At 66.1% G+C, this 21,252-nt stretch carries 20 protein-coding genes; 14 read left to right on the top strand and 6 right to left on the bottom strand.

All coding sequences use genetic code 11. The annotated features are described in order from the left end of the window. Positions 1–367: 367 nt before the first annotated feature. The 14 genes from EV651_RS40925 to EV651_RS40860 all read left to right on the top strand — a co-directional run bounded on the left by EV651_RS40925 (position 368) and on the right by EV651_RS40860 (position 12,349). Positions 368–655 carry a hypothetical protein gene (locus tag EV651_RS40925; RefSeq protein ID WP_133791591.1) on the top strand — a complete coding sequence of 96 codons (288 nt, stop codon included), beginning with the start codon at positions 368–370 and terminating at the stop codon, positions 653–655. Between the two features lie 66 nt (positions 656–721). Then, the gene (locus tag EV651_RS40920; protein ID WP_133791589.1) at positions 722–1,654 is read left to right on the top strand and encodes a hypothetical protein; all 933 of its coding nucleotides are present in this window, start codon (positions 722–724) and stop codon (positions 1,652–1,654) included. 103 nt (positions 1,655–1,757) lie between these two features. Beyond that, positions 1,758–2,282: a hypothetical protein gene (locus EV651_RS40915; RefSeq protein WP_133791587.1), complete on the top strand. Its 525-nt coding sequence runs from the start codon at positions 1,758–1,760 to the stop codon at positions 2,280–2,282. Continuing rightward, positions 2,279–2,644 (top strand): hypothetical protein, encoded by a 366-nt coding sequence (locus tag EV651_RS40910; RefSeq protein WP_133791585.1) that lies wholly within the window; start codon positions 2,279–2,281, stop codon positions 2,642–2,644. Before EV651_RS40915 ends, EV651_RS40910 begins: the two co-directional genes overlap by 4 nt. Continuing rightward, entirely contained in the window at positions 2,641–3,198 is a 558-nt protein-coding gene (locus tag EV651_RS40905) for a hypothetical protein (RefSeq protein WP_133791583.1), read from the top strand. Before EV651_RS40910 ends, EV651_RS40905 begins: the two co-directional genes overlap by 4 nt. Positions 3,199–3,759: 561 nt before the next feature. Beyond that, positions 3,760–4,497 (top strand): hypothetical protein, encoded by a 738-nt coding sequence (locus tag EV651_RS40900; RefSeq protein WP_133791581.1) that lies wholly within the window; start codon positions 3,760–3,762, stop codon positions 4,495–4,497. 36 nt (positions 4,498–4,533) lie between these two features. Continuing rightward, the gene (locus EV651_RS40895) at positions 4,534–5,298 is read left to right on the top strand and encodes a hypothetical protein (RefSeq protein ID WP_133791579.1); all 765 of its coding nucleotides are present in this window, start codon (positions 4,534–4,536) and stop codon (positions 5,296–5,298) included. Further along, a complete protein-coding gene (locus EV651_RS40890; RefSeq protein ID WP_202870758.1) occupies positions 5,295–5,840 on the top strand; it encodes a CHAP domain-containing protein in 546 nt (181 codons plus the stop codon). The genes EV651_RS40895 and EV651_RS40890 overlap by 4 nt, the downstream gene beginning before the upstream one ends. Before the next feature lie 5 nt (positions 5,841–5,845). After that, entirely contained in the window at positions 5,846–6,163 is a 318-nt protein-coding gene (locus EV651_RS40885; protein ID WP_133791577.1) for a DUF6112 family protein, read from the top strand. 14 nt (positions 6,164–6,177) lie between these two features. Continuing rightward, complete coding sequence (locus tag EV651_RS40880; RefSeq protein ID WP_133791575.1) at positions 6,178–7,383, top strand: hypothetical protein; 1,206 nt, start codon at positions 6,178–6,180, stop codon at positions 7,381–7,383. Further along, the gene (locus EV651_RS40875; RefSeq protein WP_133791573.1) at positions 7,380–8,816 is read left to right on the top strand and encodes an SCO6880 family protein; all 1,437 of its coding nucleotides are present in this window, start codon (positions 7,380–7,382) and stop codon (positions 8,814–8,816) included. Before EV651_RS40880 ends, EV651_RS40875 begins: the two co-directional genes overlap by 4 nt. A 176-nt stretch (positions 8,817–8,992) precedes the next feature. After that, on the top strand, positions 8,993–10,219 hold the full coding sequence (locus EV651_RS40870) for an ATP-binding protein (protein ID WP_238157545.1): 1,227 nt from the start codon (positions 8,993–8,995) through the stop codon (positions 10,217–10,219). Positions 10,220–10,223: 4 nt separating this feature from the next. Beyond that, the gene (locus tag EV651_RS40865; protein ID WP_202870757.1) at positions 10,224–11,972 is read left to right on the top strand and encodes a type IV secretory system conjugative DNA transfer family protein; all 1,749 of its coding nucleotides are present in this window, start codon (positions 10,224–10,226) and stop codon (positions 11,970–11,972) included. After that, positions 11,969–12,349, top strand: coding sequence for a hypothetical protein (locus tag EV651_RS40860; protein WP_133791571.1), 381 nt, complete (start codon positions 11,969–11,971; stop codon positions 12,347–12,349). The genes EV651_RS40865 and EV651_RS40860 overlap by 4 nt, the downstream gene beginning before the upstream one ends. 200 nt (positions 12,350–12,549) lie before the next feature. On the opposite strand, the gene EV651_RS40855 is transcribed toward EV651_RS40860, so the two are convergent. Genes EV651_RS40855 through EV651_RS40830 form a run of 6 tightly spaced genes read right to left on the bottom strand, consistent with a single transcriptional unit; the run spans position 12,550 to position 20,800 of the window. Then, positions 12,550–13,593, bottom strand: a complete 1,044-nt coding sequence (locus tag EV651_RS40855) for a caspase family protein (RefSeq protein ID WP_133791569.1) — start codon at positions 13,591–13,593, stop codon at positions 12,550–12,552. Continuing rightward, positions 13,583–13,927 carry a hypothetical protein gene (locus tag EV651_RS40850; RefSeq protein WP_133791567.1) on the bottom strand — a complete coding sequence of 115 codons (345 nt, stop codon included), beginning with the start codon at positions 13,925–13,927 and terminating at the stop codon, positions 13,583–13,585. Before EV651_RS40850 ends, EV651_RS40855 begins: the two co-directional genes overlap by 11 nt. Before the next feature lie 48 nt (positions 13,928–13,975). Continuing rightward, entirely contained in the window at positions 13,976–17,596 is a 3,621-nt protein-coding gene (gene mobF / locus EV651_RS40845) for a MobF family relaxase (protein ID WP_305000136.1), read from the bottom strand. Positions 17,597–17,652: 56 nt separating this feature from the next. Further along, positions 17,653–19,317: a hypothetical protein gene (locus tag EV651_RS40840; protein ID WP_202870756.1), complete on the bottom strand. Its 1,665-nt coding sequence runs from the start codon at positions 19,315–19,317 to the stop codon at positions 17,653–17,655. Next, on the bottom strand, positions 19,314–19,655 hold the full coding sequence (locus EV651_RS40835) for a helix-turn-helix transcriptional regulator (protein WP_133791563.1): 342 nt from the start codon (positions 19,653–19,655) through the stop codon (positions 19,314–19,316). Before EV651_RS40835 ends, EV651_RS40840 begins: the two co-directional genes overlap by 4 nt. Further along, complete coding sequence (locus EV651_RS40830; protein WP_238157544.1) at positions 19,652–20,800, bottom strand: site-specific integrase; 1,149 nt, start codon at positions 20,798–20,800, stop codon at positions 19,652–19,654. The genes EV651_RS40835 and EV651_RS40830 overlap by 4 nt, the downstream gene beginning before the upstream one ends. Between the last annotated feature and the right edge of the window lie 452 nt (positions 20,801–21,252).

Genomic DNA, 21,252 nt, shown 5'->3' with positions numbered 1-21,252 from the left:
TGCTCGGAGTAGTTCTTGCGGGCCATGGTCAGGATCATCTCGCTTACCCCAGCAACTGCTGGAATCAGCGTGTCCAACAACCAGGGTCAAGGCCCAACTGCCGGTGCTGGTGATGGCGTCGGGCTACTCACGGTGGCTGTCGGCGCGGCATACAGGACCGTACACACCGACCGCTGCCGTCCACGAAGCCCATCGCGGTCGGCGGGCTGATCTACGCAGACAACCAGACCATCAATCTGCTCAATGGCTTTGGGGATTGCTGTCCGGGGTAATGGATAACGCCTTGGACGTAGAGCCCTCGGACGGTCGGTCCTGGATTGCGGACTCCCGGTTCTAGCGTGGAGCTCGGACGGCGATCTTCGGGATCGTGGATTTTGGGAAGCTGGACGTTGAGGAAGATGGCGCTCGGCGCGATCTGCAAGCTGAGGTCGGGCAGGGCAGTGCTGCGTGGACTATCCGCAAGCTCATCGGACTGATTGATGATGCGATCGATTCGGCGGGGGCTCAATTGGCCCGTTCGGCTGGGCTGTGGGCGGATTCGCCGCCTCCGGGGAGTTCGAGTGGTCGGCCTGCGCTGCGCCGACGTTCGGAAGTATCGGCGTCAAGCTCGTCATTGGACGAGCTGGACAAATACCACGGCATCGGCCCGTTGTGAGTATGTACCTGATCGCAGGTTCCAGGTTCTGTCGGCGGGTGATCGGGTCGAGGTTCGAGGCAGTCAGTGGTTGATGCTGCTTCGGAGGTTGTGGTGGATTCTCAGGGGTTTGGGCTATCGATTGATGAGCGTCGGCGGTTGCTGGAGGCGAATGCTGCGGCGGCGCAGTTCTTCCGCCGAGAGTTGCTGCGGGCAACGACTGGTTGGCCGATGGAGTACTTGAGGGCTCATGGCGTGGAGTCCGTGTTGTCCGTGGACTCGCCCTGGAAGGTTGGATACGCGCCGCGGACCTACTCGAATCTGGTCGATCATCTGCACAAGCAGGGCTTCGGGTACGGGACGTTGGTGCGGGCGGGCTTGCTGGACTGGAGCGAGCACGGGGATGCGCAGGATCGGCATCGGGACAAGTTGATGCTCGTCACTCATGATCAGCGGTCGTCGATGGTGGGTTTTGTCGGCATCGGCCGGGATGGTGTCGCGCGGTCGGCAAGCCCGCTGACGGCGATTCACCGACGCTCGAACGTGCTGGTCGGGGCGGTCGAACAGCGGGATCTGCTCGTTGGTGGTGCGGTGCCGGTGATCGTGGACGAGCCAGTTGACGCAATCGCTGTGTCAGACGTTGGTCGGCAGACGGGTGGGCAATGGGCCGGCATCCCTGTTTGTGGCGGCGGCCTGTCGACGGCTCAGGCGCGCATGCTGCGCCGGTTCTGTACGAGCGACAAAGTGATCGTCGTTCTGGCCGGCAGCGAGGCAGAGCGGAATCAGTCGGCTGGCTACTTGCTGGATCTTGCGTTCTTCTTCGACCGCGTCCGAGCGGTTGGTCTGCCTGCGGGGGAGTCGCTGGCCGGCATGGCCCAGCGGGAGTCTGGGGTCGAACGCGTCCACGACCTGTTGCTCAAGTCGCGTCCGCTGATGACGTATCGGGCAAGCGGCAGCGGCTTCGTTGCGCTTCGGAAGGCCGATCTGCCACCACCCGAACCAGGGGGTCCCGAGCTCTGATCCGCGTGTGATCTGCGGTTCCTGGAAGTCGTGATCTGGGTTCTATGGCGAGGGATCTGACGAGATCTTCGATGCCGATTGAGTTCGGCATTCGGAGGCTTTGATGAATGATCATGGGTTTGCGATCACGTCGGAGGAACGGCGTCGCGCGTTTGAGGCGGTCGTCTCTGCGTCGCAGTTCTTCCGGCGTGAGTTGCTCCGGGCAACGGGTTGGCCGTTGGAGTATGTGAAGGAATCGCGCATCGAGCAGGTGCTGTCGGAGGACTCGGCCTGGAGGGTTGGGTTTGCCCCGGACACATTGACCGGTCTGGTCGACTACCTAGCGGCTGGGGGCTTCGCCTACTCGACGATGGAAAGTGCGGGTCTCGTACGTCGAGTGGGTCAGGGAGATGTGATGGATCGTTTCCGTGATCAGCTCGTGGTGGTCGCCCGGGATTCGAAGCTGCACCCGACTGGGTTCATCGGCATAGGCAGGGACGGCCGTGCCCAGTCTCTGAGCCCGGGCACGGCGATCCATCAGCCGTCCAATGTTCTGTTCGGGATCGCGGAGCAGTTGGATCTTCTGCGGGAGGGCGCTGTTCCGGTGATAGTGGACAACCTGGCCGCGCGATCGCTGTGTCGAGTATGAGCTGGGAGTCCGAAGGCCGGTGGGCCGGGATCCCGGTCTTCGGTGAAGGGCTGTCGACCGCCCAGGTGAGGATGCTGCGCAAGTTCAGCATGGGGGACACGGCGATCGTCATCGCCAGCGGTGACGAGTATCGCCAGAAGCTGACAACCGGGTATCTGCTCGATCTGGCGCTGTACTACGACCGCGTGCGCGCGGTCTCGTTGTCGCACAGCCCGAGCACGATCGCGGCCGCGGAGTCCGGCTCGAAGGTCCTGAACGATGCGCTGGGCATGGCTCGGCCACTCCTGACCGACCGCCTCGGTGGCGCGGCGGCGGACATAGCGAGCGATCCAGAGCCACCTGAGCGTGGACCAGACCTGTGAGAGCTCGCCTGCACGGGGCCCATGTGGCTGCCGCCTCGTTCTACCGACAGCAACTCCAGGACAGGCCAGGTGACTGGGCAGCTGAGCACCTCCGGGGCCGTGGCCTCGGTACGGTCCTCGCGCCTGGATCTGAATGGTCGGTGGGCTACGCGCCCGACGGCTGGTCGCAGCTCGTCGGCCATCTGCGCCGGCAGGGTTTCGACGACATCGAGATCGTGGCGGCGGGTCTCGCGTTTGTGACGAGCAACGGCTACCTGGTCGATCGGTTCCGGGATCGGATCGTCCTCGCAGCGTACGACGAGGACGTCCGCCCGGCCGGATTCATCGGGCGGTCCGCTGGTCCGCGGCTGCGCTACCTGAACACGAGGAACACAGAGATCTACTCCAAGGGACAGACCCTGATCGGCTTGGACGCCCAGGTCAAGCGGCTACAGGCGGGAGCGGTCCCCGTGCTCGTCGAGGGCATGATGGACGCCCCAGCGGTCAGTCTCGCGGGCGAGCACTGGGCCGGCTGGCTTGCTGCGGTACAGCGATCACGCCTGAGCAGGCGCTGATCGCGCGAGCGCACTCGCGGACCAGCACCGTCGTGGTCGCTCTAGATGGTGACCTTGGCGGTCGGACAGGCGCTGTGCGCAGTCTGCCGGTGCTGTCAGAGGTGTTCGACGACGTGCTGTTCGCGCGCCTTCCGGACCGACAGGACCCCGCGGCATTGCATGCGGCTGGCGCAGGCGTGCTGCGGGATGTGCTGTGGTCGGCGCGTCCGCTCGTCGACTATGCGATCGAGGTCGAGCTGACGAAATGGGCCAACGTGCTTGATCACCTCAGTGGCCAAGTCAACGCAGTGCGAGCTGTGGCCCCGTTGGTAGCGAGGATGCCGCCAAGGCGCGTCGCCGGCGCAATCGCCAGGCTCGCACGCGCCGTCCAACTTAACGCACAGATTGTGTCCGACGAGGTCGTCGCGGCGACTCAGCGAGGCCGAGAGCATCGACCGCGCGGTCGCCGGAGCCGGCATAGCGGCGCCATAGAGGTCGGAGTCGATTCGCCGGGCTTTTCCAGGAGTCCTTGATTCCAGGATCCAGGTTCTGGATCGGGGCGGCGGACAGCAGATTTGGGATATGGACGTTGACCTGGAGGACCTGATCGCGGAGGCGGCTCGTTCGGGATGGGCGGCGGAGCCTTCGCGGCTGCTGGCCGAGGAGATCGAGTCCCACATCGTTGTACCGCTGTCGAGCCGACTTCGGGCCGCGCTGGGTCGTGACGAGGCCGAACAGCTGGCACGTGCGATCGCCTGGGAGCGCTGCCTCGAGCTGGCTACCGCACCGCCGCCGGACAAGCTGTCATGGGGCTACCTGGCCACTCACGTCCGATGGCGGTTGATGGACGCGGCCCGCGCTCATGTTCTGCATGGCAAGCGTCACCGGCTGACCCACCGGCTGCCGGAACCACCTCCCACGCATCGTTGGTCTCTCGGCCCGCATCTGGAGACGATCGCCGTCGAGTTGGAACGCGCGGGGCTGCCGGCCGCGGCCGGCCGCCGGCTTATCCGGGTAGCGGCGGACGGACCGCCGTACTACCGCGCGGCGATCATCCAGCGTCTCCGTCGAGCGCGCGCGACGGCGGCTCAGGCGGAGGGCATGGCTTGGTTGCTCCGCGGAGGCACCGGCAGGCCGTCAGCGCTCGCGCGGCTGGCGCTCGGTCAGGCGCCGGGCGAGGTCTTCAGCGATCCGGTCGTACGGCGGTGGATCCAGGCTGCATCGGGTCGTGACCAGCGGTTTTTCGGCGGACCAAGCCGTCTCGGCCTCCGCCGAGCGGCTGGCGTCGAGTGGCTCACGGCTGCAAAGGACGCCGCCTGACGAGAAGTCTCCCGGGCTCAACCGTTGAGACACGGCATGACCAACATCCGGCTCCGGCCGCCCAGCCATCACCTGTTCGTCCAGTGCTGCCGCATCCCCATCGCGCTCGCCTCCCACCTGTTCGTGGCGGCCTCGGTCCTGCCGCAGTTAGCGGCGACCGTCGGCTCCACCGCGCCGCGTCGCGGCAAGATCTCCAAGAGAGGAAACCCTGTGAAGTCTTCGACCCGCTCCAGGATCATCGCGATCCTGGCTGTCGTCGGGGTGGTCGCTTTGCTCGCGGTGCTGGTCGTCGGCTGGCAGCGTTCAGGCGAGCAGAGTGGCAGATCGAGCAGCACGACCTACCCCGAGGAGGCGCCGACCCAGCTGGAGACATGGACGCCTCCGACGACGAATGATCCGCGGGAGTTCGCCAGCGCGTACGCCCGGGCGATCTGGACCTACGACACCTCGCTGCACAGCTACGTCGACTGGCAGAACGCAGTCAGTGTGTTCGCCGATCCGGCGTCGGCCGCGCCGCAGGTCGCTCGGAGTTTGTTGCCGCAGTGGGCGGAGTGGGACCAACTTCAGTCGCACAAGGCCCGCGCCGTCGTGGGCGGCATCACGGCTGAGGTGACGCCGGAGCTCGAGGCGATCGTCAACCGTGGTCAGGCCCCGGCTGGCTGGCATGCCTTCGTGGTCCACGGCACGCAGACGGTCATCACAGACGCCGACACCAGGTTCCTCGACCGAAAGGCCGCGGTAGCCGTTGTGTGTACGCCGACCTGCAGGTTCTGGTCGGCGACCGCCCAGCTGTCGCCGTGATCATCAAGGCGACGCTGGCTGCCGCTCTGCTGGCGAGCTCCCTCGGACTCATGGCACCGCTCGCGCTCGCGGTAGGTGGGTCGGACGACACCTGCGTGGCGACGCCAACTGCAGGCACCTGCGAGACGCCTGTCGACACCGGCGGCGAGCTGCCAGGTGCGCGGGAAGCGGTCGCTCGCGCCCTGCGCTTGGTGGGCGGGCACGGCTATTACCAACTGTGCGCCCGGTTAGCCGCCAACATCTGGGGCCGCCCTCGGTCCGGGTACTTCTCGGCTGCCGAACAGTGGCGCCAGATGCTCGCGACCGGCAACGCACATCCCGACGACCGCCGGCCTCCCACGGGAGCGCTCGTGTTCTGGGAGACCGGCGGACCGTACGGCCACGTCGCGGTGTACATCGGCAACGACCGCATCGTCTCCAACGACATCGGCGACACCATTCCCGGCGAAGGCGGGGTCTACCTCGTCGACTTCGCACGCATCGAGTCCCAGTGGGGCGCCACATACCTCGGCTGGGCACCGCCCATCTACTCGACAACGTGAAGGACATGAACGTGTTAACAGGCAACGCATTCGTTCGCCAGCTGGTGATACTGGGAGACCCCGGCGTCACCCCGAACACCCACGGCCTGCCAGGGCTACCCGCACTACGCACGCTCGCCGGCGCAACTATCACCTTCGCGCTCGTCGCGTGCGTGGTCGCTTTGATCATCTCCGCGGCAGCGTGGGCCCTCGGCAACATCAACGGCAACGCCCACTTCGCGAGCAAGGGCCGGACCGGCGTCCTGGCGTCGCTGTTCGCAGCGATCCTGATCGGCTCGGCCAACGCCCTGATCCGCTTCTTCAGCGGCATCAGCATCGGCTGAGCGGGGACGAGCCGATGGCTTGGAAAGACTGCCTGCTGGATCCAGCGGGCTGCGTCGAGGCGGTTGGCCGAGAAGCGGTCGGCGGCACGGCCTGGAACTTCATCGCCAACTGGCTGGCCAAGGGACTCACGGACATGGCGATCAACGTGTTCGAGAAGTTCAGCGCGAGTACGACACCCGACTTCAACCAGAAGTGGTGGCGAGACAACCTCGATCTGATCGTGACGATCTCGTTGCCCTTGCTGGTGATCGCGTTCGTCCTCCAATGTGCGGCAGCCGCGGTCCGTCGAGAACCCGCGCGCCTCGGATCAGCCGTGTTCGGAGCCCTTCTGGGGACCGCCGGCGTGCCGTTCGCGATCGCGGTGGTCGTGGCCAGCGGCCGAATGGTCGACCAGATCTCGTCGGTGATCCTCGGCCACAATCCGGCAATCGTTCAGGGATTCCGGCGGATCGTCGACATCACGAGGGTGCTCGGCCACGCCACCAACGGGGGATTCCTGATCATGGCGATCGAATTCGCGATCCTCGCGACGATGGCGCTGTACTTCGTCATGCTGATCCGCGAGGTCGCGCTCGTGGCGTTTGTCGTACTGGCGCCCATCGCGCTGGCCAGCTGGACCTGGACCGCGACGCGGCACTGGTTGCGGCGCTGGATCGAGATCGTCGGAGCGTTGTTGTTCTCGAAGATCATCATGGCCGTCATCTTCACCTTGGGACTATCGGCCGTCGGCAACACGAACGAGGCCGGCGACTCGAGCCTCGGCACGTTCCTCGCCGGGACGCTGTTGTTCGCGATGGCCGCGTTCGCGCCGTTGGCGACCTACTCGTTCATCCACTGGGCCGGCGATCAAGGGCAGAGCGCGCTCTACGCGGTACAACAAGGATCGGCGGGCGCATCGGCAGTCAAAGACCGCCTCGAACAGGCCCAGCGCTGGGCAGCGTTCGACTTCGCAGGATCGCGCGGCCAGTCTGGACCTGGTCCTGTCGTCGGCGGAAACGATGAGCCGAGCGACGCGAGTACCGCCGGCACTGAGCGCGAGGATCCTTCTTCCCATGCGCCGCCTGGGACCAACGCTGAGCCAGACTCGACGCCCACCACAGCGCCCGCCGATGCCGCCTCCACAACCCACGAGTGGGTCGACCGATCTGCTGGACCAGGCCACGACGATGACCAACGCCGAGCCAACCAGGGTGGTCGCCAAGGCGGTGAGGCGCGATGACGAATACCGACACGCTCTCGACCCGTTTCCCCCGCCCCGAGCAGCACGCCGTACTGCTCGGACTTCGACCGGTGCAAGTAGCGCTGCTGTTGACAGCGATCGGCGTCGTCACACTGTCATTTGTCACTCAGGTGTCCGCCGTGGCAAGGCTCGGCGGACTGCTGACGGCATCCGCCTGCGTCGCCATCGCGTTCGGGCGTGCAGAGGACCTTCCGGTGTACCGCTGGCTTGTACTTGGCGCGGTGCATCTCTGGCGATCGCTTCGCGGCCAGCAGTCGTACCGCGCTGGGTTGATGCAGCCGCGTCAACACGGCCGGCTGCAGTTGCCGGGGGAGAGCGGAACGATGCGGGTTCTGACGACTGCGTCGGGGGTCGGGGTTGTCCACGATCCGCGGCGCCGGCGACTGGTCGCGGTCGCGCGAATCGAAGGCCCGGCACATCTGCTGCAGAACGCAGACGAGCAGGACCGTCGTGTTGCGGCATACGGGCGCCTGATCGCCGGCCTGTGCCAGGGCAACCGGATCGCACGGGCACAAATCCTCGAACGCACGCTTCCCGATCCCGCTGACGAGCTCGGGCGATGGGCGATGACGCGCGGACTGGATCCAGGTACGCCGGCGGGCGCGATCTACACCGATCTGCTCGCGCAGGCGGCGCCGACGGCGGCGAAGCACGAGACCCTGTTCAGCCTCGCCGTGAACCTCGACACCGTCTCCCGCGAGGCTCGCAAACACGGCGGCGGCCTCGTCGGCGCAACGGCAGTGCTCGAGTCCGAGGCTCGCGCCTTCCAGACGTCGCTCGCCGCGGCCGGAGTCGCCGGGGCATGGCTCGGCGCCGGCGAAATCGCGTCGAGCGTCCGCACTGCTTTCGACCCGGCGGCGACGAAGACGGTGTCGAATCCCGAGGCTCTCGACGCAGCCGACGCCGGACCGTTGGCGGTCGACGCGACCTGGGACCGGCTGCGCACGGACTCCTCCCTTCATCGGGTGTACGTCGTCACCGAGTGGCCACGGCTCCGTGCGACGCCATCATTTCTCAGTCCGTTGCTGTTGAAGCCAGGCATTCGACGTACGTTCACGATGGTCCTGCAGCCGATCCCGATGGCCAAGGCGCTGCGGGACGCACGACGACACCAGGTCGAGCGGGTCAGCGATCGAGCGACACGGTCACGGATCGGACAGCTGGAGACGGAACAGGACCGGCAGCTCGACGCCGACGTGGCCCAACGCGAACGCGACCTCGCGGCGGGCCACGGCGACGTTCGGTGGATCGGACTGCTCGTCGTCTCTGCCGATACCGAAGAGGCGCTCGACGACGCCTGCATGGAAATCGAGATCGCCGCCTCTCAGGCACTGCTCGATCTACGCCGGCTGGTCGGACAGCAGTTGGAAGGCTTCATCGCTGCGGCTCTACCGTTCGGGGTTGGCCTCTGATGACGCGATACTCCGTGTACTACGAGCGCGAGGGCACAGATAGGGTCACGAGGCGCGCGAATCGGCGGGCGAGGCACGACGTACCGTTGAGACCGCAGCCTAGTGCGATCGAGGGCGACGCGGGGACTGGCAGCGCTCGAAGGCTCCGTGTCGATACGCATCGAGCGACGACCCGAGTGGTGCGGGTCGCGTACCCGTTCCTGGCCGAAGGGGGATTGGGCGCTGACGGCACCTACCTCGGATCGGACGTCTTCAGCGGCGGTTCCTTCGTCTACGACCCGTGGGTGCTGTATCAGAGCCGGGTCATCACCAACCCCAACGTCCTCCTGGCTGGAGTCATCGGCAGCGGCAAATCGTCTACAGCCAAGGCGCTCATCACGCGTTCCCTTGCCCTCGGACACAAGGCATACGTGCCGTGCGATCCGAAAGGGGAGTGGACAGCGGTCGCGGAGGCGATGGGCGGAGCCACGATCAAACTCGGACCTGGACTCGCGACCCGGCTCAACCCACTCGACGCTGGACGCAAACCGGCAACGGTCGAGTCCGACGAGTGGCAAAGGATCGTCTGGTCTCGTCGCCGCGCGCTGTTGGGAACACTCGCTGAGTCCACGCTTGGTCGTCCGTTGGCTGCCGTGGAGCACACCGCGCTTGACCTGGCACTTGACACGGTGTGCAGTCAGGTCGCGACGCCGACCATCCCCGACATGGTCGTCGCACTCTTCACGCCGGACTCTGCCTTCGCAGAACGCGCGGGACTACGTCAGACCAGTCTCGTTGACGATGGCCGCGAGGTCGCCCATGCGATCCGCCGCCTCGTGCACGGCGACCTGTCCGGAATGTTCGACGGGCCCTCGACAACCGAATTCGACCAGGCCCTCCCGATGGTCACGCTCGACACGTCCTGGCTCGGAGGCGGCGGCAACGACGAGGCTCTCCGTCTGACCCTGGCCTGCGCGTCGTCATGGCTGGAAGCCGCGGCCGCCGACCCTGCCGCCGGCAATCGATACATCGTGTACGACGAAGGGTGGCGGGTTATGCGCGACGCAGCCTTACTGCGTCGCATGCAGGAGCAGTGGAAGCTCTCGCGGGCCTGGGGTGTCTCGAACCTACTGATCGTCCACCGTCTTTCCGACCTCGCCGCAGTGGGCGACGTCGGCTCAGAGGCCCGTGCTCTCGCCGAAGGTCTCTTAGCCGATTGCTCAACCAGGATCATGCTCCGTCAAGAGCCCGATCAGCTGTCCCGCACAGCCAACCTCCTCGGCCTCACCGACGTCGAGATCGCCACGATCGCCAAGCTGCCCAAGGGCCGCGCGCTCTGGCGCCTGCCCAACCGGTCCTTCGTCGTGCAGCTCGTCCGCCACGCCCGCGAAGTCGAACTCTTCGACACCGACGCCCGGATGTAGACACATGAATCAACGCCCACCCCGTGACTTCAACGAGCTGCTAATCGTCGGCGCGGGCATCCTGTTCCTCTGCGCAGGCATCCTCTACTTCACGGGCGGCATGGTTTGTCTGCTGACAACGGGCCACTGGGTCGACTCGCCCTGGATCGACGCCCTCTGGGTCGTGCTGCATCCGGGCGACCCAGCGACTGCCTTCGGACTGACCGCCGCGCAGATCGACCCGGCGTCCTACTGGACCGCCCTGGCCGTTGTCATCGCCCTCCCGCTCGGTGTCGGTCTGTTCGTCGCCCGACTGTGGCAAGGACGATCCAGCCAGGCGAGTCGGCGACGTGCACTCGCGGCCCGACCCGGCCTGGCGACCAGAGCCGAAGTCGAGATCGCGGTAGGTCGTCGGCAAGTCGTACGACGAGGGCGCTCGGCCAGGCCGCAAGCGTCCACGAGGTCGCCCCGTGAAGTCGGCACTCTACTGGGGCGTTCCCGAGGCTGCGAATGCTGGGCGTCTGTCGAAGACTCACGCATTGACGTTGGCCCGCCCCGCTCCGGCAAGGGTCTCCACCAGATCATCGGCGGCATCATCGACGCGCCCGGCGCGGTCGTCACCACGTCGACCAGACCGGACAATCTCGCCGCCACACTCGAGCTGCGCCGCGACATCGGCCCAGTCGCAGTGTTCGACCCCCAAGGACTCGGTCGCGCCGAAGGCATCCGCTGGTCACCCGTGCGCGGCTGCGAGAACCCAACCACCGCCATGGTCCGCGCCAGCGGTCTCGCAGCCGGCGCCGGCTTCACCAAAGGCGGCGTCACCGACGGAGCCTTCTGGCATGGCCAAACCGAAATGGCGCTCCGCGGACTCCTCCACGCCGCGGCCCTCGACGACACCGGCATCGACCAGCTCTACCGCTGGAGCCTCGAACCAGCGTCAGCCACCGAAGCCGTCACCATCCTCAACCGCTCCGACGCGGCAGCGGAAGGTTGGGGTGACACCCTGGACGGCATCGTCCGCATGGACGGCCGCACCCGCGACGCCATCTGGGCCGGCGTCCGCTCTGCGCTATCGGCCCTCGCGGACCCAGCCGTACGACGATCCTTCGACCCGCCACCCGGCCAAGGCCTCGAGCCGGCCTCATTCATTCGCGAACGTGGCACCATCTACCTCCTCGGCACCGGAGCCGGCGCCAGTGCCACCTCGTCCTTCATCGCCGCCCTGCTCGAAGACATCACCGAAACGGCCCGCCAACTCGCCGCCCACAACCCCGGCGGCCGGCTCGAGCCGCCCCTCGCATTGGTCCTCGACGAGATCGCCAACCTGTGCGCCGTGCCGTCTCTACCGGGCCTGATGGCGGACGGAGGCGGTACCGGCATCTCCACCCACGTCGTCATCCAATCCCTCGCCCAGGCCCGCGAACGCTGGGGAGAACAAGCCGCAGCCGCCATGTGGGATGCCGCCACTCTCCGCCTCATCCTTGGCGGCTCAGCCCAACCCCGCGACCTCCAAGACCTCGCCGCCGTCTGCGGCGAACGCGACGACGAGATTCGCAACTGGAGCCGCGGCCCCGACGGAGGACGCACCACGTCGACCAGCACGCGCCGAATCCCTATCCTGCCGCCGGACGTCATCCGCACGCTGCCCTTCGGCACCGGCATCCTCCTGGCCAGGACAGCCCCACCCATTCTGCTCACCATGACGCCTTGGACAGACCGACCCGACTCCGATCGAATCCGAAACAGCATCGGCCGCGCGCTCATCCGATGAACCCCGACGACGACCTCGCCCGCGCACTGGCATTCGGCCCACCCACAGACCCGTATGTCGTCTGCTGGCGCGATCTCGACCTGACCAGCACCAGCGAAGAACTAGAACGTCTCGCCGATTGGGTCACATGGGCCGTCACGCGATACAACCTCGACCACAAGGTCATCCCACCCTGCTGGCCCCACCACGGCGCGATCGTCGAAGAACTCTCCGCCCTCCGCACCTTCTGGGAATCGTGCTACCAACCCGACGCCGCTCCCTCAGACCCCCTCGCCTTCCATCGAGACCTGACCCTCGCGGTTCGGCGCCTGCGCGATTGGAGCTCGCTCCTGGGCTGCACCCGCACAGCCCACCGACCTGAGACCACCAACGGCTGAACGCCCTGGCCATCATCCGACGGCGCCTAGCGGTGGAAGGAGGTCGACCGCCCTCTGAAGCCCAAGGACCGTGCGGCTGGATCATGAGGCGTGACACGGACCAAGGCCCGCCGCTGGCGGGTCTGGCAGCTGCAACACTGGATCACGCAATCACACAGCCCGGACGAAGCGACTGCGCGCCGACACCGAGCGACATGCGGTCAGCTCCTGTACTCCTCAAGGCTCTTGATCGCCGCCGCCAACAGCGCCCGAACGTTTCTGAGTTCCTCCTCCACGCTCGCCGCCGTGTCCGCGTCGCCGGCCGTTCGTGCGCGGTTGAGGGCGCCCAAGAGCCTGCCGACACGTTCCTCTTGGCTTCGGACTACGCCTTCGGCGGCGCGTATTTTCGTCGGCGACGTGCGCGCCCGGTTGCCGCCTGTCGCTCGGCCCTGGTCTGTCGCATGCGGAGGTGGAGCAAGAACCTCTGCGCGTGCCCGTCGTGAGCTTCGACTCGCGGCGTTGGCGGCGAGTTGATACTGGTCGGCGGTGTCGGTGCCTCGGCGGTCTGGCGCCGGCAACCCCTTGGACGTCAGCCGTTGCCGCAACTCTGGATAGATGTCGGAGAAGCTGAGCCAATCAGGCTTGCCCGGGATGCCGGCACGTACGAGTTCTGTCAACTCGGCGGTGAAGGATGTGCAGGCGCTCCGCTGCTCGTGAGGCGGCGGCACATGAGCTGTCCGATTGCTCCTCGAGGCGGTGAGTACGTAAGAGCCGCGGATGTCCGCGAGGTCGGCGAGCACCTGATCGCCGGCTCCGGAAAGGGCTTCGATGGCGCGGCCGGAGAAGCAACAGTCCAAGATCCCGACGCGTACGCGGGCAGGGGAGCTGAGGAACGCGTGCCGTACGGTCTCCCAGCGCAGACCACTGATGCCTGGGTGTCCAGGGTGCGTCGAGCTCACGGTCAAGCAGAGCTCCGCACGTTCGGTCACGACGCCGTGGCCGACGTAGTACAGCAGCAGGACGCCCGTGGTTTCCTTGGCCAGCTCGGTCAGCTGAATGCCGAGTTCGGAAACCGATCTTGGGTTCGAGATGACGGTGATCTGGTCACGCGACCAACCGCACAAGGCCGAGTCGGAGAGCAGCCCTTGCATGGCAGTCACGCTGTTGTGGGCTGCAGGAAGCGGGGTGAATACGGCGTGGTCGTAGTCCGAAACCCCGATCAGTACCGCGCGCGAGGCGCCGTACTCCCCCTGGTCAGTCGTCATCGCTGGATCTCAGAACCTGTTCCACGAGTGGCCGTACATCATGAGTGGTCGTGATGTCGAACGTGACCGAACGCCCCTCCGACTCGACTGTAATCTTCGCGGTCGTCTGTCGCGTCCTCAGCCACGTGATCAGCGACGAGGCGAGGACCGTGCCGGCACCGCCCGCGCTGAACGCCACAGTCAACACCTCCGACAGCGACCCGAGCTCGGACTCGCCGATCACGCCCTCGGCGAGTCCGACTCGCCCACGGAATTCGTCCTCGCTGTTGAGCCAGTCATGCACCGCGTTCAGATCACCATCGGTTCCACCCGCGACACGAATCTGAGCGTCCATTCGAAACCTTTCTGATGTACGGCAAGGTCCTGTGGCTGGCTCATTATCTCAGTTGCGTGGCCCATCAGACGCGAGATTGGCGCCGACATCCATCGTCGGCGCTCGGGTCGCTGATGGTGAGGGTAGGTCGCTCTGTTCCGCATCGTTGCGAGCTAGGCGCTGAATTTGAGCGAGTAGGCGGGCATGGTGCTGGCGCTGGCCTATCGCGGCCTGCGGGGGTGTGGCGCCGAGGATTGTTTGTTCGCGAATCTGGTAGCGCTGTCGGTACGCGGCGATCTCGCGTATCAGCTGCGTCGGCTGTCGACCCTGGGTATGGGCTCCAGCGATCGCGTCGTACCAGAGTGGCCGTTGAATGGCGGCTTGGTGTGCGAGCCAGTCAGCGCGGTCGGCGATTTGGCTCTCAAGCTCGCGAAGAGCCGGGAGCATTGTGGGATCGCTGGCTTGATCTGCGGGGATGACGAGACCGGCGACCATTGTTGTGGGGCGTCTGGTGCGAGTCTGTGATCTCCTGACGAGGCGCTCGACACGACCGTGGAGCACCGCTGCGATGTCGCGTGCGTTGGTCAGGGGCGACTGAGCCACGGCACGGCACAGGAGATCGGAGACGCTGAGGTCGATCGACTCGGCACGGCGAAGTTCAGCGATCAGTGCACCGTAGGCGCGGGACGCCTGGAGGGCTGCTGTGTCGGCTGGGTCGAGGCCGCTGGATGCCACTGCTGAACGGTATCGAGTTCGAGCCTCGAGTTGGCAGAGATGCTCATGCATGGGCACCAGCCGGTCTAGGCGCGTGGCTTCATCGAGCTCTTGGCGCATGACTTCATGGGCGGATTCTTCAACGCCGGGGTCGTTCAGCACAGCTTCGAGGATGTCCTGCATGGTCTGTTCGGGGTGGGGTTCGTGCAGGTCGGAGCTCGCCTGGTGGGTGGCGACGTAGCCGTGGTTGGAGTCGCGTCCGCGGGTCATGCCGACATAGAGGAGGCTGCGAGAGAGTTCCTCGGTGACGAGCAGATGGGCAGTGTCAACTGTTGCGCCTTGAGCTCGGTGCGCTGTGGTCGCATAGGCGAGTTCGACGGATTCCTGTACGTAGGCATTGGGCAGCGTCACGGTCTCGCCGTCGTGGTTCTGGACTGTCAGGGAGCCATCCGGCCAGCGTTGGATTACGGTCCAGTGGTCGCCGTTCTTGACATAGTTGTTGGTTCCGCAGTGAAGCCGGCGTTGGTTGAGCCGGGTGACGACGTGGTCGCCGAGGCCGACGTGGTTGCCGTTGTGGAGTTCGATGCCGTCGGGTTCGACTTCGCCGGTGGTGATGCGGTCGAGTCGGGCACGGGCGTTGAGGCGGACGACGGTGGCGTTGTCGGCGGCGATGAGCAGGCTGGTTCGACCGGCCTTCATGTCGGCGCGCCAGGCTCGGTACGCGGCGTCTTCCATCTCGTCGCTGGAGCCGGCCGTCATTCGATCGTGGTGGTCGTAGGCGTCGATGGCGGCGAGATCGCCTGTTCGGAGGGCAAGGCTGGCGTCGCGTTCCCACGGGTTCGTGAAGCGCCAGACGTCGGTGAGCTCGGCGGCTTGGGTGTCTTTCGCGATGAGGCGGAAGGCGCCGCCGGTGTCGGCTGCGGAGAGCTGGGCGTCGTCGCCGACGAGGAGGAGCTTGGCGCCGGCGTCGTTGGAGGCGCGGGCGAGGGTAGCGAGTTCCATCGTGCTGGCCATGGATGCCTCGTCGATGATGACAAGCTGGTTGGTGCGGAAGCTCCACTTGTCGTTCTCTGCGTGCAGCGCCGCCAGCTGAGTCATGAGGCGCTGATGGCGACGTTTGCGACGGGCAGCGTGGGCAAGATGGGCTGCGTGCTCGGTCTGCTGGAGTAGATTTCGACGGTGTTCGGCACCGAGGCCGGTGGACTCGTAGATCCATTTGGCGATGTTCTCGGTCGGGATACCTATGGCGTCGGACAAGATGGTTGACGCGGCCGAGGAAGGGGCTAGCGCGATGACGGAGCCCTCGCCGTGTGTCACTTCCCAGGTCGTTGTCAGGGCAGACAGGAGACTGGTCTTGCCAGTACCAGCAGGTCCGACCAGTGCTTCGAGCTTCTGTCCGCTGGTACAGATCCGCTGAAGTGCCCGCACCTTGTCGGCGCTCAAACCGGCGCCTTGCGGTGCCGGCGTGGTGGGCCCTGCAGAGTTTCGTGCTAGCTCGAGCAGGAGTGATTCGGCGCCGAGGATGACAGGCGAGGTGAGGATCTGGCCGTTGTGGACCGTGAAGACGCTCTCGCCGCTTGTTCTTGTTACCGGCGCCGAGACGAGGTCGGGTGCCTTGAGGCTGATCGAGTGCCGTTCGGCGCACTGCACGATGGATTGGAGCACCGCGAACCGCTCGCTGGACGAGATCATGCGAAGCAGCCGGGTTTGCCGCGCCGCCTCGGCGAGCAGGTTCCAGCGGTTCCAGGTGGCGCGTTTGGTCTGGATCGTGAGGACTGTTGCGGCACCGTACGCCTCGATGGTCTCAGAGCTCAGGTCGGCGGCCGCCAGCATGCGTTCACCGGCCTGTCGGAGTGAGTGCTGGATGGCACGGACTGCATCCGATCCGATGGCCTGCGCTGCCCGGGTCCGCCATTGGGCCATGAGCTCTGCGAGTGGGCGGGCGAGGTGTTTTGGCGGGCGGTTCATGAGAGTGGCCTGCTGGCGAAGCACGTACATCTCGCGGCGGCCGGGCGGATGGATCTTGTCACTGCGCTCGTCCAGAAGTGCGGCGAGGTTGGTCTCGATCTGTTCCGTTCTCGCCGAGAACTCTCGGATCAGTTCATCGGGAACGACGTCGATCTCGAACGCCGGGTTTCGCCGGCTCCCTCGCTCTCGCAGTTCCCAATTCACGCCGAGTCGTCGGCTCAGGTTGTCGGCGAGGAACACGTTGTGGATCTCCGACATCGCGACGATCGACCGATGCAGAGTTCGGCTATCGAGCGTGCGCCAAGCTCCGTCGAGGCCTTGAACGCGGTTCGCAACCACGACGTGGGTATGCAGTTGGGGATCGCCGCTGCGGGTATCCCAGTGGTCGAACGCCACAGCAATCAGACCTCGTACGTCGAGTTGGGCAACGCCGTGGTCACCGGTTCTCGTGTACGCCGCGTGCTGCTCCAGCAGCTCCAGGACGTCGTGGACTGCGTCGTGATGCGCCGCGACGATCTGCTCCTGAGTACCGACATCGGTGGTCGCCCAGAGAGCCGAAACAGACTTCACGGGGGAGAAGGTGAGGTCGAACCCGGCGATCGCGTGCTGTGTCTTCGTACGCATCTCGCGCTTGCGGATCTGCTCGATCTCGACCAGCCGCTCGGACTCGCTCAAGTGTGGATCGAGCGCGCGGATCTGAGCCTGAATGCGTTCCGACGGGCTCTTGAAAGTGGGGTACGGGCGACCCAGGGGAGACCGCGTTGTCGGGTCCTGCGCACGGCCGAAGAGCGCGGCCATCTGCTCCTCGCTGACCTCGCTTCCCGGGACCAGTTGGCCATCGCTGAGCCCGCTCAGCCCACCACCCATCCATCGCCCGGGCGGGTATCCGGACGCGGCATAGTAGGTCGTCAACGCGGTGCCCATCCGACCGTCGACGTCGCCAGACGCGATGTGTCGCAGCAGGTATTTGTAGCCATCTCCAGCGGTCAACCGATGGATGCTCAGCATGGTCGCCCGCGGCCGCAAGAGCGATCCGGAAGACACGTTCGACGGTCCATGCCAGCTCAACGAAACGACCGTGAGAATAATGAACTGACTCGCCCAATCGAGCCCGACCGGTAGCCAGTCCTATTCGACTGTCGCCAATCATCGGTCCTCAACGTTTGGCGTTGGTGATGATTGCTGTCAGGGCCGGTGCGGTGGTGGGGGTCGGCGGGTGTGGTCGCCGGCGGCGTAGGTCTTCCAGGTGCTGCCGGCTTGGGCGGCGATGCGTTCTGCGCTGTGGGGTGTGTAGTTGAGCATTGTTGCGACGACGGGTGCTGGTGCCTGGAGCAACAGTTCTCGGATGGCGCGGGTTCTGGCGTTGAGGTTGGGGATGCCGAGGTTGTGCAGGCGGAGTCGGACGCTGGTGGGGTGGATGGGTGGCCGGCGCGTCGGCCAGGGAAGAGGAGTTGGCTGCCGGGGTTGGTGGCGGTGACGAGGTTGGGCCGGCTGGCGATGTAGGTGGTGATGTGGCCGGCGAAGGGTTGGGGGACTGGGACGGGCGGGTCGCCGAGCCGGATCAGGAGCTGGTCGCCGTCGTGGGTGATGTCGGCGAGGGTGAGGCGGACGATCCGTGGGAGTGGCTGGGCGTAGAGCAGGATGAGTAGCGCGATGACGCGGTCGATGGGCGCGATGGCGGGGTCGGTGTGGATGCGCCGGATGAGGTCGATGCGTTGGTGGTTGCTGATGGGTGGACTGTGACCGGTGACAACCGGGGGCAGGGCCAGTCGCGGCATGGCGTGGTGGTCGATGGCCCAGCGCAGGAACGCACGCAGCCCCAGCTTTGCGGTGCTGTTGGTGGTGGCGAACCAGCGGTCGAGGTCGGTTTGAGTGCACTGTTGCGGGGTGTGTCCGCGGGCGGCGAGATCGGTGAGGAAGGCGGCCGCGGTGCGGAGTTGGGTGCGGGCGCTCTGGTTGCGGTAGTGGCCGATCGGCCCGGTTTGGGCGGTGGTTCGGAGGTTTCTGAGGAGGTGCCAGGTGGCGAAGCGGTGGAGCAGTTTGCGGTGCTCCGGGTCGTCGATGCCCTCGAGCCAGCGGGGGAGCCATTGCTCGAATAAGAACAGGTAGCGGTCGATGGGTGGCAGGGTTCCGCAGGCGATCAGCAGGTCGCGGATATAGACGACCGACCGCCACGGGGTCAGGCTGCTGAGCCCGTCATGGGTGAGCGGAACGCGGCCCGTGGCGAGCGCCTGGAGGATGGCTGGGACGTGAGGTCGGGACAGCCAGAGGATGCCGGAGCGTGGTCTGCGCATGGCGCGGATCGACTCGAACAGCGGCGTGAGTTCGGGGCGGATCGTGCCGGTGCCGTCGGTGAGGGCGGTGGTGAGCCGGTCGGTGAGGACGCAGCGGCCGCAGATGCCGGCGTAGTGGCGCCATGCCTCCTGGCCGCAGCGGGTGCAGATATAGTCACCGAGCCCGCCGGCGCAGTCGGTGCACAACCGGTCGCCGCTGGGACTGATGCCGGGCAGCATCCGGTCGACGCCGCAACCGTCGCAGACTCCGTAGGTCTCACAGGCCTTGACGAAGCAGCCTGAGCAGATCGAGCCTTCTGGCCAGTGCTTGGTGGCCACGACCGTTCGGCCCGTGGGCGGCGCTTCGCCTGGTTGAGGCGGGGCGGCGCCTCGAAGGGGCCGATGGCAACGTGCGCAGGTTGTCTGGGTCCGCTGTCTTGGCGGGTTGACGTTCATGTCTGGTCGGTGATGCGGGCGCGTCTCGGACGCAGATCGGCGGCTGCCTTGCCCGGTGTGCGTTCGCCGGTGGCGGTTTTGCGGACGCCGGTGTTGACGGCGTCGGTGGTGATGAGCTCGCTGGGGTCGGTGGCGAAGATGTCGCACAACGCGGCGAGAACGGCCATCGAGAGACGTTCGGGGGTGCCGGTGACGAGCCGGTGGACCTGGGAGGCGGACAGGTCGATGCCGCGTTCGTGCAGCAGTGGGATGAGTTCGGTGGTGGCGAACATCTGGTGTTCGGCCATCACCTCCCGCAGCCGCCACTGGTAACTGACCAGACGCTTCTGGCCTCTCATCGAGTGCCTCCCGTGGGGTTCGATTCGGCTGGTTTCAGGGCGGGGTTCAGAGCGTCGGCGACCATGGCGTCGAGGGCGCGGCGCAGGGTGCGGGTGCGGTAGTCAGACGACACGCAGGTGTAGATCGAGGTGGTCGAGGCGTGGTTGTGGCCGACCTGTTCTTGCACGAAGCGCGGGTCCCAGCCGTCTTCGATCAGGTGCGTGACGTAGGAGCGGCGTAGCGAGTGGAAGTCCAGCGCTGGATCGAGGCCGAGTGTGTCGCGGTAGCCGGCCAGCCGTTTGTTCAGCTGCTGCGGCCCGACGTGCAGACCACGTTCGGAGGGCCAGGCGGCCGGGTTGTTCTGGAGACCGAAGTGGGGGCGGATCTCGGTGAACCACTGCTCGAGGACCTCGCTGGTCCAGGCCCAGACTGTGAGCACGGAGCGGCGTTTGGGTGGTGAGCCGCGTTGTGCTTTGCCGTGCCGGATATAGCAGACGCCGTAGTCGCCGAACTCTGGGCCGTCGGGGTTGCGGCCGAAATCGGCGGCGTCCAGCATCGCGGTTTCGGTGCGGCGGGTGCCGTAGCCGTAGGCGATCTTGAAGATCGTCGCGTCCCGGAACGCCGGCAGCCAGCCTTTGCGGCCGAGCGCTCTTTTGCGGGCGACCTCGTCGTCGGCGTGGTCGAACAGCGCCTGCAACTCGGCGCGGGTGAACGCCCGCCGTGTCGGTTCGGCTTCGGAATCGGCGACGTGCGCGGCCGCGTTCACCTCGTGGATCACCTGGATCGGGTGTGTCCCGAACCGTCGCTCGCACTCGGCCGCCCAGCCGTAGGCGGGGTCGATCAGGTAGCTGCAGAAGCCGCGGATCGCGACCTGGTAGCTGCGCACCGTCGAGCGTGCGACATGCCGCACCGCGCGCAGATCGCTGAACCACTCATCGGCCAGATGCGGCGACCACAGCCACGGAAACGCCTCCGCATGACCGGCAAACGCGCGCAGCTGATGCTCACGGCTCTGCACGGTCGAATAGGCCAGATTCCTCGCCAGTTGCTGGTTCGCGAATCCCTCCAGCATCGCCTCGAACACCTGCTCCTCAGGGCGAAACAGCGACACGCCATCGACCAGAACCAAGCCTGCCGCGCCTGGGATGCCGCCGCGATCGTCCACCGAAATCACTCTCCACCTGCCCGCATCGGATGCGGGATCATCGCATCAGATGCGAGCTGCTGTGAAGACCTCAACCCAGCAAAGGATCGCGGTTCCCGACCGGCACGAAGTCCGATAACGTCACACCCGCACCGCGACAAACGAGTCCCCGCTGACCAGCAGGAACGTCAGAAACCCGCCACATCTCACACCGTCGCCAGATCGCATCTAATCGTTTCGGCGACAGAAGCTCCTCAAGTGCCAGATGTGTGACGGTGCTGATGACTCCGTGAGGAGAATCTTCGCTCGGTCATGAGTCGAGATGATCCGGCGGCAAGTTGAGCGTTCAGCTATACATCGGGGTCTCGACCGCGTTATCTAGTGCCTCGTCAAGCAACGTTGGGTAGGTAATCGGGGCGGCGGATCTTGGAGTCAATGGCGAAGCGTGTCTTGGGTTGTGCTCGCTTGTTGCG

This window comes from Kribbella sp. VKM Ac-2571 (genome assembly GCF_004362255.1).
GTDB classification, from domain to species: Bacteria; Actinomycetota; Actinomycetes; order Propionibacteriales; family Kribbellaceae; genus Kribbella; species Kribbella pratensis.
This window is presented reverse-complemented; position numbering and strand designations above follow the sequence as displayed.